Genomic DNA, 15,031 nt, shown 5'->3' with positions numbered 1-15,031 from the left:
GTAGTGCCGCACAACCCCCGCGCACGACGAAAACGAAACGGCCGGCCCCGGAGAAACTCCGGAACCGGCCGCGCCCAAACCCTGTGTCTAGAGATCGACTTCCTGCATCAGCATGCCGACCTCCGTGTTCGACAGCCGTCGCAGCCAGCCCGACTTCTGGTCGCCCAGGGTGATCGGGCCGAAGGAGACCCGCACCAGCTTGTCGACCGGGAAGCCGGCCTCCGCGAGCATGCGGCGGACGATGTGCTTGCGGCCCTCGTGGAGGGTCACCTCGACCAGGTAGTTCTTGCCGGTCTGCTCGACCACCCGGAAGTGGTCCGCGCGCGCGTACCCGTCCTCCAGCTGGATGCCGTCCTTCAGCCGCTTGCCCAGATCGCGCGGGATCGGTCCCACGATGTGCGCGAGGTAGGTCTTCTTCACGCCGTACTTGGGGTGGGTCAGCCGGTGCGCCAGCTCGCCGTGGTTCGTGAGCAGGATCACACCCTCGGTCTCGGTATCGAGCCGCCCGACGTGGAAGAGACGCGTCTCGCGGTTGGTGACGTAGTCGCCGAGGCACTGCCGGCCCTCGGGGTCCTCCATCGTGGCGACGACACCGGCAGGCTTGTTCAGCGAGAAGAACTGGTACGACTGCGTCGCCACCGTCAGCCCGTCGACCTTGATCTCGTCGTGCTCGGGGTCGACGCGCAACCCCTGCTCGACCACGATCTCGCCGTTGACCTCGACGCGGGACTGCTCGATCAGCTCCTCGCAGGAGCGCCGCGAGCCGTAGCCCGCGCGCGCGAGGACCTTCTGCAGCCGCTCGCCCTCCTGCTCGGCGCCCGGGAAGGTCTTGGGCAGCTTCACGTCCTTCTTGCCCGCGTACCGCTCCCGGTTGCGCTCCTCGGCCCGCGCGTCGTACTCCCGCGAGGTTGCCGGCGCCCAGCGCCCGCGGCCGGTGCCCTGGCCCTGCTTGGGGCCGCCCTTGGCACCGCCTCGCGCGGCGGCACCGCGCCCTGACTTGGGGCCTTCGTGGGATCCCGTGGGGCCTACGTCGTAGCGCCGCTCCTCGGGACGCGGCTTTCCGGCGCGCTTCGGCCGGTCGTCTCGCCCTCCTGCGCCGCCCGCGCCCCTCGGCTGGGAGCCGCCCCCGCCGCTCCCGCGGGAGTTGCCCGCACCGGAACCCCGGGAGCTGCCGCCCGCGCCGGAACCACGGGGATTGCCGCCCCCGCCGGTCCCGCGGGGGTTGCCGCGCCCGCTGTTCCTGCCACTACCGCTGCCACTGCCACTGCTTCGCATCAAAGTTCCGTCGTCGTCGTGTCGTCTGCATCTGCATCCGGTGCATCCGGATCGAACGACGGGACCCCTTCCAGCGTCTCCGCCTCGATCGCCTCGGCCTCAGGGAGGAAGGGCGCGAGCTCCGGGAGCTCGTCCAGGCCTCGCAGGCCCATCCGCTCCAGAAAGTAGTTCGTCGTCACGTACAGGATCGCACCTGTTTCGGGTTCCGTGCCCGCCTCCTCGACCAGACCCCGCTGCAACAGGGTGCGCATCACACCGTCGCAGTTGACTCCGCGGACCATCGAGACCCTGCTGCGGCTGACCGGCTGGCGGTACGCGACGACCGCCAGGGTCTCCAGCGCGGCCTGGGTGAGCCGGGCCTGCTGGCCGTCCAGGACGAAGCCCTCGACGGCCGGGGCGTACTCCGGGCGGGAGTAGAAACGCCAGCCCCCGGCGATCAGCCGCAGCTCGAAACCGCGCCCCTGGACGGTGTACTCGTCGGCCAGCTCGCGCAGCGCGTCCGCGATCCGCCGTTTGGGCCGCTGGAGTATTTTCGCGAGGTGTTCCTCGGTCGCGGGCTCGTCCACGACCATGAGGACGGCCTCCAGGGCGGGCTTGAGGTCGAGTTCCGCGACGGCGGACGGGCTCGCCGGTACGCCCGTGGTCTCCTCGCTCACGCCGACTCCTCCTTGGTCTCCTTGGGCACCTCGGGCGGCCGGTCGAACTCGTCCGTGACCACGGGCCCGGCTTCCCCCTCCCCGCCCGTCCAGCGCACGATCAGATCACCGAGCGCGGTCTCCTGGTCGAGGGCGACGGCCTTCTCCCGGTACAGCTCCAGCAGCGCCAGGAACCTCGCCACGACGGTCAGGGTGTCGTCGGTGTCGTCGACGAGCACGCTGAAGCTGGCCTCGCCGAGCTCCCGCAGCCGCGCCACCACGATCCCGGCCTGCTCCTGCACGCTGACCAGCGGCGCGTGGATGTGGTCGACGTACACCTGCGGCTTGGGCCTGGGCTGCATCGCCTTCACGGCGAGCCGGGCGAAGCCCTCCGGGCCGATCCTGATGACCACCTCGGGCAGCAGCTCGGCGTGGTGCGGTTCGAGCCCGACGGTACGGGGGTAGCGCCGGGCCTCCTCGTCGAGACGCCGGTTGAAGATCTCGGCGATCTGCTTGTACGCCCGGTACTGCAGCAGCCGCGCGAACAGCAGGTCCCGGGCCTCCAGCAGCGCCAGGTCGGCCTCGTCCTCGACCTCGGCGGCGGGCAGCAGCCGGGCCGCCTTCAGGTCCAGCAGGGTGGCCGCGACGACCAGGAACTCGGTCGTCTGATCGAGATCCCAATCAGGCCCCATCGCCCTGATGTGCGCCATGAACTCGTCGGTGACCTTGGACAGCGCCACCTCGGTGACATCGAGCTTGTGCTTCGAGATCAGCTGAAGCAGCAGGTCGAAGGGCCCCTCGAAGTTGGCGAGCCGCACCTTGAAGACCCCGTCGTCGGGCTCCTCGGCAACTTCGTCCGCGACGTCTTCAACAACCACTTCTTCTACGACGGCCTCGGGCTCCGGCTCCGGAGCAGTGCCCGGCCCTTTCCCGAGCGCACGCCGACGTCCGGCGGGTGCGCCGGCGGCGGGAGCGTCGTTCGAGGTCATGGCCCCCGCAGGCTACCGCTACCGCCCGCGAAGCCGGCGTACGAGAATGCTCGCGTCCCCGCGGGACTCCAGATCGGCCAGGACGACGGCGACCGCCTCGCGCACGATCCGGCCGCGGTCGATCGCGAGGCCGTGCTCGCCCCGGAGCACCAGACGGGCGTGCTCCAGATCCATCAGTTCCTCGGCGGAGACGTACACGGTGATTTTCTCGTCGTGCCGTTCCCGCCCGCTGGGACGCCGCTGGGCGGGCTGTCGGCCGCGTTTGCGGGGCTGTCCGGCGGCAGAACCTTCCTGCGCCTCCTGACGTCGTACGGAGCCGTCCACGACCCGGCTGCGGGACTCGCCCGCGTCCGCATCAGCCGCGACATGCTCCGCGCCCTCGCCGTCACCGCCCTGTGCGGGTACGGACTGCGGGGCGTCCTCCCCGGCGGCACCGTCGCTCTCCCCCGCCGGAGCCGGCACCCGTGCCTCTCCGTTGGACTGGCGCCTGGGGGTGGACGCCTGGAGCGCCATCCCCCCTGTCGTACGGAACAGTTCGTCGGCCCCCGGCAGACTCACTCGGCGTGACACCGGGCGAGCACCTCCCTGGCGAGCTGGCGATAGGCGGCGGCACCGACGGAGTTGGAGGCGTACGTGGTGATCGGCTCACCGGCGACCGTGGTCTCCGGGAAGCGCACCGTGCGCCCGATGACCGTGTGGTAGACGTGATCGTCGAACGCCTCGACCACGCGCGCGAGGACCTCACGGCTGTGCACGGTGCGGGAGTCGTACATCGTGGCGAGGATCCCGTCGAGCTCCAACTCGGGGTTGAGGCGCTCCTGGACCTTCTCGATCGTCTCCGTCAGCAGCGCGACACCGCGCAGCGCGAAGAACTCGCACTCCAGCGGCACGATCACCTTGTGAGCCGCCGTCAGGGCGTTCACGGTGAGCAGGCCGAGGGAGGGCTGACAGTCGATCACGATGTAGTCGTAGTCGGCCATCAGCGGCTTCAACGCCCGCTGCAGGGTGGACTCGCGCGCGACCTCGCTCACCAACTGCACTTCGGCGGCGGACAGATCGATGTTGCTCGGCAGCAAGTCCATGTTCGGGACCGCCGTCTTGAGGAGCACCTCGTCGGCCGACATGCCCCGCTCCATGAGCAGGTTGTAGACGGTGAGGTCCAACTCCATGGGATTGACGCCCAGTCCGACCGACAGCGCGCCCTGCGGGTCGAAGTCGACGAGCAGTACACGCCGGCCGTACTCCGCGAGCGCGGCACCCAGGTTGATGGTCGACGTGGTCTTGCCGACGCCGCCCTTCTGGTTGCACATCGCGATGATCGTCGCGGGGCCGTGACTGGTCAGCGGGCCCGGGATCGGGAAGTAGGGCAGCGGGCGTCCGGTCGGGCCCACGCGCTCACGGCGCTGGCGGGCGGCGTCGGGCGCGAGTGTGGCCGCGTACTCGGGATCGGGCTCGTACTCGGCGTCGGGGTCGTAGAAGTGCCCGTCGGGCAGTTCGTCGTAGTCGGCGAAATGGTTGTGGGGCGCGCCCCTTCCGTCGCCGGCCATGGCGTTCACGTGATGGCCATCCATGCTCTGGTGTGCTGGCTGGGTCACCCCTGGCTTGTGGTGACCCTGGTGGGCTGCGAAGGTGCGCACAGCGACGGAGCCGACAGCCTCGAACCCCGCGGGCTCCTGGCCCCTTGCCGGCATTCCTGGTTGACCACCCCCGGGAGAAAATGTCGACTCATTCACAAGTCGTCTTACCTCCTTGGTGACCAGGGAACTTCTCGATAGGTCAGCGTGGCACCATGCCGACGGTTGGCGACTCTATGGCGTGTCGGGTGTTCGCAGCAACACAATCCGCCGGACCCGGCCCGATGTGTCGGCAATGAAACATCCCTCTGTCAAGGGCGTACGGCAGTCGCACGGCAGGTTCCACCGGTGCACGAATCGGTTCAAGGGTTATGTTCGGCGCGAGTTGACCGAGTGCCGCAAAGTGACCATACACACACTTCCGGCCGGACCTGTCGAGCAAGGTCCGGCCGGGTGTGCGGTGTTGACGACCTGTGTTGACGTATCGCCTTTTGCTGAACGGTGACTTAGTCGACAGAGCCGGCCGAAGGGTCAGCCGAGCAGGCTCTCCAGCTCGACGTGCTCCAGTCCGTGCGCCTCCGCGACCTCGCGGTAAATCACCTTGCCGTCATGGGTGTTGAGGCCCTTGGCGAGAGCAGGATCACGTCGCAGCGCCTCGGCCCAGCCGCGGTTCGCGAGCTCCACGATGTACGGGAGCGTGGCGTTGGTGAGCGCGTAGGTGGACGTGTTCGGCACCGCGCCGGGCATGTTGGCGACGCAGTAGAAGACCGAGTCGTGGACCGGGAAGGTCGGCTCGGCGTGAGTGGTCGGACGCGAGTCCTCGAAGCAGCCGCCCTGGTCGATCGCGATGTCGACAAGCACACTTCCGGGCTTCATCCGCGACACGAGTTCGTTGGTGACCAGCTTCGGGGCCTTGGCGCCCGGGATGAGCACCGCGCCGATGACGAGGTCGGCGTCCAGGACGGCCTTCTCCAGCTCGAAGGAGTTGGACATGATCGCCCGGACCTTGGTGCCGAAGACCTTGTCGGCCTCGCGGAGCTTGTTGATGTCGCGGTCGAGCAGCGTGACGTGGAAGCCCATGCCGACGGCGATCTGCGTGGCGTTCCAGCCGGAGACACCGCCGCCGATGACGACGGCCCGCGCGGGCTGGGTGCCGGGGACACCGCCGGGGAGCACACCGCGGCCGCCGACCGAGCGCATCAGGTGGTAGGCGCCGACCTGCGGGGCGAGGCGGCCCGCGACCTCGGACATCGGGGCGAGCAGCGGCAGGGCGCGGCCGGGCAGCTCGACGGTCTCGTAGGCGATCGCGGTGGTGCCGGACTCGATGAGCGCGTCGGTGCACTCCTTGGAGGCGGCCAGGTGCAGGTAGGTGAAGAGCGTCTGGTCCTTGCGGAGGCGGTGGTACTCCTCGGCGATGGGCTCCTTGACCTTGAGCAGCAGGTCGGCGGTGGCCCAGACCTCGTCGGCGGTGGCGAGGATCTTCGCGCCCGCCGCCACGTACTCGTCGTCCAGGATCGAGGAGCCGACGCCGGCGTTCTGCTCGATGACGACCTGGTGGCCGTGGCGCACCAGCTCGTGCACGCCGGCGGGTGTGATGGCCACCCGGAACTCGTTGTTCTTGACCTCGCGGGGGATGCCGACCTTCACGTCGATCACGGTCCTTGGCTCAGAGGGTGTGGGGCAATGCATCTCATACCCGGACATGCGTGAGCGCACCGGGAGACCGCAGGAGAAGGTGCGGCAGAGCCAGTTTAATGAAGGCGTTCTCGGTGTCTAGCCTTTCAATGCATCAATCTTCCGCGGATGTACTACGGATTTCGCAGGCGTTAGCGTCATGTTCCAGAGATTCGGGGGCGGGATCACCCTCCTGGAGCTCCTCGCCGAGCATCCGCTCGGCCGTCCCGCGGTGCAGCGCGGCGGACGCCGGATCGCCCAGCCGGTCGAGGGTGTCGGCCAGCCGCAGCTGCAGCGCCGCCTGCAGCCGTACGTCCTCCGCGCGGCGCGCCCACTCGACGGCCTCGTGACAGGTGAGCAGCGACTCCTCGGGGCGGCCCGCGTACTCCTGAACCCGGGCCAGCTCGCTCAACGCCCGTGCCTGGGCGGGCACATCGCCGCTCTTGCGGTACCCGGCGACGGCCGCCCGCCAGTTCCTCAGTGCCTCGCCGTAACGGCCCGCGTAGGTGTGCGCGGCGCCGATCCGGCCGTACAGCCGGGCCGCCTCCGCGCGCTCGTCCCGGGCGAGCCGCTGGGCCAGCGCGCGGCCGAACCAGTCCGCGGCCCGGTCGTAGTCGCCGAGCTCCTGGTGCGCGCCGCCTACGGATTCCATCGCGCGGCCGGTCGCGTACGGGTCATTCGCTTCGCGTCCGGCGTCCAGCGCGGCCCGGTAGCGGGCCAGTGCCTCGGTCGTACGGCCGGTCTGCGCGTCCAGATCGGCGAGGTTCAGCAGCGCGGCGGCCTTCTCCCGGGGCAGGTTCCGCCGCTCGGCCACGTCGAGGACGAGGCGGTGGATGCCGTAGAGCTCGGGGGCAACGGCCTGGGTGCCGAAGTGGGCGACCAGCGCGCGCACCAGCTGGGACATCAACCGGCGGGCCAGCGTGTCGAGTTCGCCGTCGGCGACCGCGAGCCGGGCGGAGGCCAGCAGGGCGGGCTGGCTGAGACGCAGCCAGTCGGCGGCGGCCCGGGGGTTGGGAAAGCGCAGCGAGCTGGGCATGCCGAGGAGTTTCTCGCGGGCCTGGGGGCTCTCGGTCTCCGTGATGGCACGGCAGGACTGGAGCAGCCGTACGGTCCGCTCCAGCATGCGGGCGCGGGCGAGCTGGAGTTCGGCCGGGCGGTCCTGGGCCTCGGCGAGGGCGCGCAGCAGGGGCTGGAGGCAGCCGGGGACCTCGTACTGCGGCAGCGGGGAGTCCAGGGCACGCAGCAGGCCCGCGGTGACGAAGTCGTCCAGGGCGGCGCGGGCGCCGTTGACGGAGCAGCCGGCCAGCGCGGAGGCGGTCTGCGGGTCGACCAGGCCGGCCGGGGCGAGGGAGAGCAGTCGCAGTATCCGGGCGGCTGGGCTGGGCAGCGAGCCGTGGACGAGCCGGAAGACGCGGCTCAGCGGGGTGCCCTCGTCGCTCTCGGTGTGCACATGCTTGGCGAGGTCCGCCACGGCGGCCTGCGGGCGGGCGGCGAGCCAGCCGCCGGCCAGGGTCAGCGCGGCGGGCTGGGCCCGGCAGACCTCGACCAGGCCCTCGGCCGCGAGCGGATCGACGGTGATGCGGACCGCGCCGGTGTAGCGGGTGAGCAGTTCCAGCGCGGACTTGGTGTCGAGGCCGCCCAGGGTGCAGGGGCGGACGTCGGCGATACCGGTGAGCGGGCCGCCGGAGACGGCGACGACCAGGCAGTCCGGGGTGTCCGGAAGGAGCGCGTCGACCTGTTCGGCGTCGGCCGCGTCGTCGAGCAGGAGCAGTGCCCGCCGGTCGGCGAGGGCGGCGCGCAGGATGTCCGAGAGGTCGTCCTCGGAGGCTCCGGCCGGGGTCGGCAGTTCCAGGGCGGTGAGCAGTTCGCGGGCGGTGCGCTCGGTGGGGACGGGGGTGCCGTCGGGCTCGCTGAGGCGGGCCCGGAGCACACCGTGGTCGTAACGGTCAGCGACCTGTCGGACGAGTTCCCCGGCGAGGGCCGTGCGCCCCGAGCCGGGCTTGCCCGCGATGAGGAGGACGCGCGCGCGGGGCGCCTTCCGGCCGGCGATGGTGTCCAGGCCCGCGCGCTCGATGTCGGCCCGCAGCTCCTTCAACTCTCTTGCACGGCCCAGGAATTGGCCCTCGGCAGAAGTGTCCTCGGACAGCTTCACGCCATCTGTGTCCACCGCCTGATCCGTCACGGGCCACACTCCCGTCCCACTGCACGCGCATAGCCCGCCGGGACTCCGGATCGGGCAGTTCCAGAGCCTAGTTCACGCTCTGCGACGAACCGTGCGGAGCGCGGCGGGCACATCCCCCGATCGGATCAGCCGATCGTCACACAGGAAGACGCCGAAGGACGCCGAAAGGATGAGGTGTGGGTTCAGGACTCGAAAGGACGCGCGGGCCACGGCGCCTCGGCGGGACGCAGCGAGTCGAGGCCGTCGCCGTGCCGGGCGGCGACCAGGGAGAGGACGCCGACGACGAGACAGTTGTTGTGCAGTTCGCCGGCGAGGACCCCGCGGACCAGGTCGTCGAGGGGCACACGCGCGTGCTCCATGTCGGCCTCCTCGTCCTCGACCTCGAAGCGCTGTCCGTCGGCCTGGGAGAGATCGCGGGCGAGGAAGATGCGAATGGCCTCGTCGCAGCCGCCGGGGGTGGTGTAGACGTCGGTCAGCACCCGCCAGTCCTCGGCCTTGACGTGCGCCTCCTCGTACAGCTCGCGCTGGGCTGCGTGCAGCGGGTTCTCGCCGGGGACGTCGAGGAGTCCGGCCGGGATCTCCCACAGCTTCTGGCGCACGGGGTGGCGGTACTGCTTGATGAGCAGCACCCGGTCCTGCTCGTCCAGGGCGAGGACGCCCACGGAGCCGGGGTGGACCTGGTAGTCGCGGTGCACGACCGTGCCACCTGGCATCACCACGTCGTCGGTGCGCACGGAGGTCTTGTTGCCGACGAAGGGGGTCGCGGTCGCCCGGATCTCCCACTCCTCCGGGGTGTCCCTGATGGTCATGCCCTGTCCTCCCGCGCACGTGCCTGCACTGCATGAAGAAAACCACGTAAAGGAAACCGGGGTGCACACCTCTTGAAGGCGCGCACCCCGGTCACCGTACAACCCTCGTACTACTTGCCCGTCTTGCGTGCCACGGCCGCCTTGACCAGGCCCGCGAAGAGCGGGTGCGGCCGGGTCGGCCGGGAGCGCAGTTCGGGGTGGGCCTGGGTGGCGACGAGGTAGGGGTGCGCCTCGCGCGGGTACTCGACGTACTCGACGAGCTTGCCGTCCGGGGAGGTGCCGGAGAACTGGAGTCCGGCCTTCTTCTCCAGCTCGGCCCGGTAGGCGTTGTTGACCTCGTAGCGGTGGCGGTGGCGCTCCTCGACGTATTCCTTGCCGTCGTACACCTCGCGCACGATGGAGCCCTCGGCGAGCTTGGCCGGGTACATGCCCAGGCGCATGGTGCCGCCCATGTCGCCCTCGCCGGCGACGATGTCGAGCTGCTCGGCCATGGTGGAGATGACCGGGTGGCCGGTGGCCGGGTCGAACTCGGTGGAGTTGGCGTCGTCGATGCCGGCCAGGTTGCGCGCCGCCTCGATCACGATGCACTGCAGGCCGAGACAGAGGCCGAGCAGCGGGATCTTGTGCTCGCGGGCGTACTGGATGGCGCCGACCTTGCCGGAGACACCGCGGTCGCCGAAGCCGCCGGGGATACAGATCGCGTCGACGTCACCGAGCTGCTTGGCGGCGCCGGCCGGGGTCTTGCAGTCGTCCGAGGTGACCCACTTGATCTTCACGCGGGCCTTGTTGGCGAAGCCGCCGGCGCGCAGGGCCTCGGTGACCGAGAGGTAGGCGTCGGGCAGGTCGATGTACTTGCCGACCAGCGCGAGGTTGATCTCGTGCAGCGGGTTGTGGACGCGGTCGAGGAGGTCGTCCCAGGTCCGCCAGTCCACGTCGCGGAAGGGCAGGTCCAGCTTGCGGACGACGTAGGCGTCCAGGCCCTCGCTGTGCACGGTCTTGGGGATGTCGTAGATCGAGCGGGCGTCGGGGCAGGCCACCACGGCGGCCTCGTCGACGTCGCACATCAGCGAGATCTTGCGCTTGATCGCGGTCGGCACCTCGCGGTCGGAGCGCAGCACGATCGCGTCCGGCTGGATACCGATGTTCCGCAGTGCCGCAACCGAGTGCTGGGTGGGCTTCGTCTTCAGCTCTCCCGAGGGGCCGATGTACGGCAGGAGCGAGATGTGGACCACGAACACGTTGTCCCGGCCGACCTCGTGGCGGACCTGTCGGACCGTCTCCAGGAACGGCAGCGACTCGATGTCGCCGACCGTGCCGCCGACCTCGGTGATGACGACGTCGACCTCGTCGGTCGCCATGCGCCGGATGCGGTGCTTGATCTCGTTGGTGATGTGCGGGATGACCTGCACGGTGTCGCCCAGGTACTCGCCGCGCCGCTCCTTGGCGATGACCGTCGAGTAGACCTGGCCGGTGGTGACGTTGGCGCTGCCGTCCAGGTCGCGGTCGAGGAAACGCTCGTAGTGGCCGATGTCCAGGTCGGTCTCGGCGCCGTCGTTGGTGACGAACACCTCACCGTGCTGGAAGGGGTTCATCGTGCCGGGGTCGACGTTCAGATACGGGTCGAGCTTCTGCATCACGACGCGCAGGCCCCGCGCCTTGAGGAGCATGCCGAGGCTGGAGGCGGTGAGGCCCTTGCCGAGCGAGGAGGCGACACCCCCGGTGACGAAGATGTGCTTGGTCGTCGTGGATTTGGGCGGCATGGCCAAGAGGGGGCTCCCGTGGTCGCGGTTCGAGTTGCGGTCGGGGGTTTTGTGCCCACCGGTCCACGGGCTACCAGGGTATCAGCGCCCGGGCGAGATGGCTTCCGGCCACGCTCCGCACTCACGTCGACACACAGGTCACTCGCGTCGACACAGACGCGCCCCGGTTACGTGCTTCTCACCCGTTGCTCACCCGTTCGGCCCAGGTCCGTTGGCGAGAGCGGCACACAGATCATCTACGTGCGTCGTATCCTGCTCGGACACTCGCTGCCGAGCCGGTCCGGAACACGGCACCACCCCCGCCCGTATTCCCCGGAACAACGAGAGCTCGTCAGTCCGTTGAGCGACGACCGCCATTTGCTTCATGGCTCAACGACGCACTACAAACGATCCCTTGACCGCACACAGCGACCGCCCCTTTTCTGAGGGGCGACGTGGCCGTTCGACTGGAGTTGCACGTGGCCGGGCGCATCGAAGATTACGCACTCATCGGAGACATGCAGACCGCTGCCCTGGTCTGCCGGGACGGCACGGTGGACTGGCTCTGCCTGCCCCGCTTCGACTCCCATGCCATCTTCGCCGGTCTGCTGGGCACAGAGGAACACGGCTTCTGGCGGCTGGGCCCGGCCCACGCCTCCGACGCGCCGCCACCGAGGGCGGCCCGGCGCGGCTACCGCGGCGACTCGCTCATCCTGGAATCCGAGTGGGACACCCCGCGGGGTACGGTCCGCGTGACCGATTTCATGCCCCCTCGCGACGGCGCCCCCCAGCTGATCCGCATCGTCGAGGGCATCTCCGGCCGCGTCCCGATGCGCTCGGCCCTCCGGATGCGTTTCTCCTACGGCCGGGTCGTCCCCTGGGTGCACAAGCACGAGGGCCGCACGGTCGCCGTCGCGGGCCCCGACTCCGTGTGGTTCGACACATCCGCGGAGACCTACGGCAAGCAGCTCACCACATACGCCGACTTCACCGTCGCGCCGGGTGACCGCATCGCGTTCACCATCTCCTGGGAGCCCTCGCACAAGCAGCCGCCGCCGCTCCCCGAGCCGGAGCAGTCGCTGGAGGCGACGGAGGACTTCTGGCGCGAGTGGGTCGACCAGTGCACGTACCACGGCCCCTACCGCGAGGCCGTGGTCCGCTCCCTGATCACGCTCAAGGCCCTCACGTACGCCCCGACGGGCGGCATCGTCGCCGCGCCCACCACCTCCCTCCCGGAGGAGATCGGCGGCGTCCGCAACTGGGACTACCGCTACACCTGGCTCCGCGACGCGGCCATCACCCTCTCCTCCCTCCTGCGCACCGGCTACCGCGAGGAGGCCCGCGCCTGGCGCGAGTGGCTGCTGCGCGCGGTGGCCGGCGACCCGGAGAACCTGCAGATCATGTACGGCATCGCCGGCGAGCGCGAGCTCGGCGAGGCGGAGCTCGACTGGCTGCCCGGCTACGAGAACTCCGGCCCGGTCCGGGTCGGCAACGGCGCCGCGCACCAGCTCCAGCTCGACGTCTACGGCGAGGTCACCGAGGCCCTGCACCTGGCCCACATGACGGGCCTGGCCCGCAACGACTACGCCTCCCTCCTCCAACTCAAGCTGATCCGCTACCTGGAGAAGCACTGGGACGAGCCGGACGAGGGCATCTGGGAGGTGCGCGGCCCGCGCCGACACTTCGTGCACTCGAAGGTGATGGCCTGGGTCGCGGTCGACCGCACGATCAAGCTGATCGAGTCGGGCGACGCGGACGGCCCGCTGGAGGAGTGGCGCGAGCTGCGCGACGACATCCACCGCGATGTGTGCGAGCGCGGCTACGACAAGGAGCGCAACACCTTCACGCAGTCGTACGGCTCGAAGGAGCTGGACGCCTCGCTGCTGCTCATCCCGCAGATGGGCTTCCTGCCTCCCGACGACAAGCGCGTGATCGGCACGATCGAGGCGATCCAGCGCGAACTGTCCACCCCGGACGGCTTCATCCTGCGCTACCCGACCTCGGGCACGGACGAGGGCGTCGACGGCCTCCCCGGCGACGAGGGCGCGTTCCTGGCCTGCTCGTTCTGGATGGCGGACGACCTCGCGATGATCGGTCGCGTGGACGAGGCCCGTAAGCTCTTCGAGAAGCTGCTCTCGCTCCGCAACGACCTGGGCCTCCTGGCCGAGGAGTGGGACCCGCGCCTGCAACGCCAGGTCGGGAACTTCCCGCAGGCCTTCAGCCACGTTCCGCTGATCGACACGGCGCTGCGGCTGACGGCTTCGGGGGCCTACGGCGGCTGACACCGCGGTGCCGGGGTGATGAACCCGTGGACCACCTGACATCACTACCGGGAGAACCATGACCGTGAGCAAGAACATCAACAACCCCGTGGGCATGGGCGGCGGCAAGCGCAAGAAGCTGTCCCGCGCCGAACGGCAGAACCACGGTCCGCACCGCAACCTCGACCGCCAGGGTGCGGCCGACCAGAAGGCGGAACTCGTGCGCAAGATGCGCGAGAAGGCAGCCGCGGCCGAGGCCGCCGGACAGGCCGGCGACGACACCGCAAAGAGCTGACACGCCTCAGCAGCAGGGCCCGGACCGCGACTCACGGTCCGGGCCCTGCTGCCGTACGGGGCGTACGGCGGCCGGCCCTTACGGTCCGGTGACGTGTGGCGGCCCGGCGCGACCGCCGCGCCTCACCCGCCTAGGCTGGAAGCGGACAAAAGCCCCTTCCTGAAAGGAGGGCGGCCATGGCTTCCCTCTCGACGGCGGGCGCGGCTCTTGCCGCGTTGCGCGAGGATCTGGTCGGCGACGTGTTCGCCCCGGGGGATCAGGGTTACGACGACGCCCGTGTCGTCTTCAACGCGATGATCGACCGGCGTCCCGCCGTGATCGCCCAGTGCGTGGACGAGGCCGATGTCGTACGGGCGGTGCGCTTCGGGCGCGAACTGGATCTGCCGATCGCGGTGCGCGGCGGCGGCCACAGCGTCGCGGGCATGGCACTGGGCGACGGGGCGCTCGTCGTGGACCTGCGCCATATGCGCGAGGTGACCGTGCACCCGGCGGCCCGGGCGGTACGGATCGCGGGCGGCGCCACCATGAGCGAACTGGACGGCGCTACCCAGGAACACGGTCTCACGACCACCGGCGGCCGGGTCTCCACCACCGGGGTCGGCGGCTTCGTCCTGGGCGGCGGCACCGGCTGGCTGGACCGCGCCTTCGGTCTCGCCTCCGACAACCTGCTCGGCGTCGACCTGGTGACCGCCGACGCGACCGTGGTCCACGCGCGCGCCGAGGAGAACCCCGAGCTGTTCTGGGCACTGCACGGCGGCGGCGGGAACTTCGGCATCGCCACCGCGCTCACCCTGAGACTGCACGAGCTGCCCGAGTTCTCCATCGCCATGGTGATGTACGAGCCCGAGCACGGCCCCGACGTCGTCCGCACCTACCGCGAGATCATCGAGACCGGCCCGCAGGAGGCGGGCGGCGGCGTCATCTATCTGACCGCCCCGCCCGAGGAGTTCGTCCCCGAGCACCTGGTCGGCAAGCGGCTGTGCGGCGCGCTGATCACCTACGCCGGTGCCGAGGAGGACATGCGCAAGCTCGCCCAGCCGCTGCTGGCCCTGCCGCACGAGATCGAGATCGTCACCGCGCTGCCCTACGCCACGTTCCAGACGATGTTCGACGATCCGGCGGGTATGCGGAACTACTGGTCGGCCGAGTATCTGGGCGGCGCGCCCGACGAGTTCACGGACGTCTTCTGCGCCCTCGGCGAGAGCATGCCGGTCCCCACGGGCACCCAGCACGTGCTGTTCCCCCAGGGCGGCGCGATCGCGTCCGGGCCCGCCGGGTTCCCGCTGCCGTTCCGGAACGCGCCCTGGGCCGTGCACCCCTTCGGCATGTGGGAGGACCCGGCGGACGACGAACGCTGCGTCGCGTGGGTCAGGGACGTCCGCGCCCGGGTCCGGCCCTGGAGCACCGGCGCGGCCTACCTCAACTTCATCGGCGACGAGGGCACGGACCGCGTGACGGCGGGGCTGGGTGCGGAGAACACCCGACGGCTCGCGGCGGTGAAGCGGGAGTACGACCCCGACAACGTCTTCCGCTTCAACCACAACATCGCGCCTGCCTAGCGCCGAGGTGTGCCGAGGGCATCCGCGCAGGTAGCGTCC

12 protein-coding genes are annotated in these 15,031 nt (G+C 70.2%); 3 read left to right on the top strand and 9 right to left on the bottom strand.

All coding sequences use genetic code 11. The features are described from left to right. Positions 1 to 87: 87 nt before the first annotated feature. From AB0I51_RS41815 to AB0I51_RS41775, 9 genes are all read right to left on the bottom strand, one after another. Entirely contained in the window at positions 88 to 1,275 is a 1,188-nt protein-coding gene (locus AB0I51_RS41815) for a pseudouridine synthase (protein WP_362983633.1), read from the bottom strand. After that, positions 1,275 to 1,931, bottom strand: a complete 657-nt coding sequence (gene scpB, locus AB0I51_RS41810) for an SMC-Scp complex subunit ScpB (RefSeq protein ID WP_362983631.1) — start codon at positions 1,929 to 1,931, stop codon at positions 1,275 to 1,277. The genes AB0I51_RS41815 and scpB overlap by 1 nt, the downstream gene beginning before the upstream one ends. Then, on the bottom strand, positions 1,928 to 2,899 hold the full coding sequence (locus tag AB0I51_RS41805) for a segregation/condensation protein A (RefSeq protein WP_362983629.1): 972 nt from the start codon (positions 2,897 to 2,899) through the stop codon (positions 1,928 to 1,930). The genes scpB and AB0I51_RS41805 overlap by 4 nt, the downstream gene beginning before the upstream one ends. A gap of 18 nt (positions 2,900 to 2,917) precedes the next feature. Beyond that, entirely contained in the window at positions 2,918 to 3,457 is a 540-nt protein-coding gene (locus AB0I51_RS41800) for a hypothetical protein (RefSeq protein ID WP_362983704.1), read from the bottom strand. Next, positions 3,454 to 4,590 carry a ParA family protein gene (locus AB0I51_RS41795; protein ID WP_078532803.1) on the bottom strand — a complete coding sequence of 379 codons (1,137 nt, stop codon included), beginning with the start codon at positions 4,588 to 4,590 and terminating at the stop codon, positions 3,454 to 3,456. The genes AB0I51_RS41800 and AB0I51_RS41795 overlap by 4 nt, the downstream gene beginning before the upstream one ends. Before the next feature lie 414 nt (positions 4,591 to 5,004). Beyond that, a complete protein-coding gene (gene ald, locus AB0I51_RS41790) occupies positions 5,005 to 6,120 on the bottom strand; it encodes an alanine dehydrogenase (protein ID WP_362983702.1) in 1,116 nt (371 codons plus the stop codon). Between the two features lie 142 nt (positions 6,121 to 6,262). Next, the gene (locus AB0I51_RS41785; RefSeq protein ID WP_362983627.1) at positions 6,263 to 8,329 is read right to left on the bottom strand and encodes a tetratricopeptide repeat protein; all 2,067 of its coding nucleotides are present in this window, start codon (positions 8,327 to 8,329) and stop codon (positions 6,263 to 6,265) included. 182 nt (positions 8,330 to 8,511) lie between these two features. After that, positions 8,512 to 9,138, bottom strand: a complete 627-nt coding sequence (locus tag AB0I51_RS41780; RefSeq protein WP_362983625.1) for an NUDIX hydrolase — start codon at positions 9,136 to 9,138, stop codon at positions 8,512 to 8,514. A gap of 110 nt (positions 9,139 to 9,248) precedes the next feature. Then, positions 9,249 to 10,898, bottom strand: a complete 1,650-nt coding sequence (locus AB0I51_RS41775; RefSeq protein ID WP_362983623.1) for a CTP synthase — start codon at positions 10,896 to 10,898, stop codon at positions 9,249 to 9,251. Positions 10,899 to 11,356: 458 nt separating this feature from the next. Here AB0I51_RS41775 and AB0I51_RS41770 point away from each other — a divergent pair, with 458 nt between their 5' ends. From AB0I51_RS41770 to AB0I51_RS41760, 3 genes are all read left to right on the top strand, one after another. Continuing rightward, positions 11,357 to 13,159, top strand: a complete 1,803-nt coding sequence (locus AB0I51_RS41770; RefSeq protein WP_362983700.1) for a glycoside hydrolase family 15 protein — start codon at positions 11,357 to 11,359, stop codon at positions 13,157 to 13,159. A 58-nt stretch (positions 13,160 to 13,217) separates the two neighbouring features. Then, complete coding sequence (locus AB0I51_RS41765; protein ID WP_362983621.1) at positions 13,218 to 13,433, top strand: DUF6243 family protein; 216 nt, start codon at positions 13,218 to 13,220, stop codon at positions 13,431 to 13,433. A gap of 176 nt (positions 13,434 to 13,609) precedes the next feature. Beyond that, on the top strand, positions 13,610 to 14,992 hold the full coding sequence (locus AB0I51_RS41760; RefSeq protein WP_362983620.1) for an FAD-binding oxidoreductase: 1,383 nt from the start codon (positions 13,610 to 13,612) through the stop codon (positions 14,990 to 14,992). Positions 14,993 to 15,031: the final 39 nt, after the last annotated feature.

The sequence above is a fragment of the Streptomyces sp. NPDC050549 genome, from assembly GCF_040655035.1.
Taxonomy (GTDB): Bacteria; Actinomycetota; Actinomycetes; order Streptomycetales; family Streptomycetaceae; genus Streptomyces.
Note: the sequence above shows the minus strand (reverse complement) of the source record. Positions and strands in the feature narration are given on the sequence as shown.

What these genes read in the sequence shown, in the direction of transcription:
- AB0I51_RS41815 (WP_362983633.1), bottom strand. Translation starts at nt 1,275, where the DNA reads ATGCGAAGCAGTGGCAGTGGCAGCGGTAGTGGCAGGAACAGCGGGCGC.
- AB0I51_RS41805 (WP_362983629.1), bottom strand. Translation starts at nt 2,899, where the DNA reads ATGACCTCGAACGACGCTCCCGCCGCCGGCGCACCCGCCGGACGTCGG.
- AB0I51_RS41795 (WP_078532803.1), bottom strand. Translation starts at nt 4,590, where the DNA reads ATGCCGGCAAGGGGCCAGGAGCCCGCGGGGTTCGAGGCTGTCGGCTCC.
- AB0I51_RS41780 (WP_362983625.1), bottom strand. Translation starts at nt 9,138, where the DNA reads ATGACCATCAGGGACACCCCGGAGGAGTGGGAGATCCGGGCGACCGCG.
- AB0I51_RS41775 (WP_362983623.1), bottom strand. Translation starts at nt 10,898, where the DNA reads ATGCCGCCCAAATCCACGACGACCAAGCACATCTTCGTCACCGGGGGT.
- AB0I51_RS41765 (WP_362983621.1), top strand. Translation starts at nt 13,218, where the DNA reads ATGACCGTGAGCAAGAACATCAACAACCCCGTGGGCATGGGCGGCGGC.
- AB0I51_RS41760 (WP_362983620.1), top strand. Translation starts at nt 13,610, where the DNA reads ATGGCTTCCCTCTCGACGGCGGGCGCGGCTCTTGCCGCGTTGCGCGAG.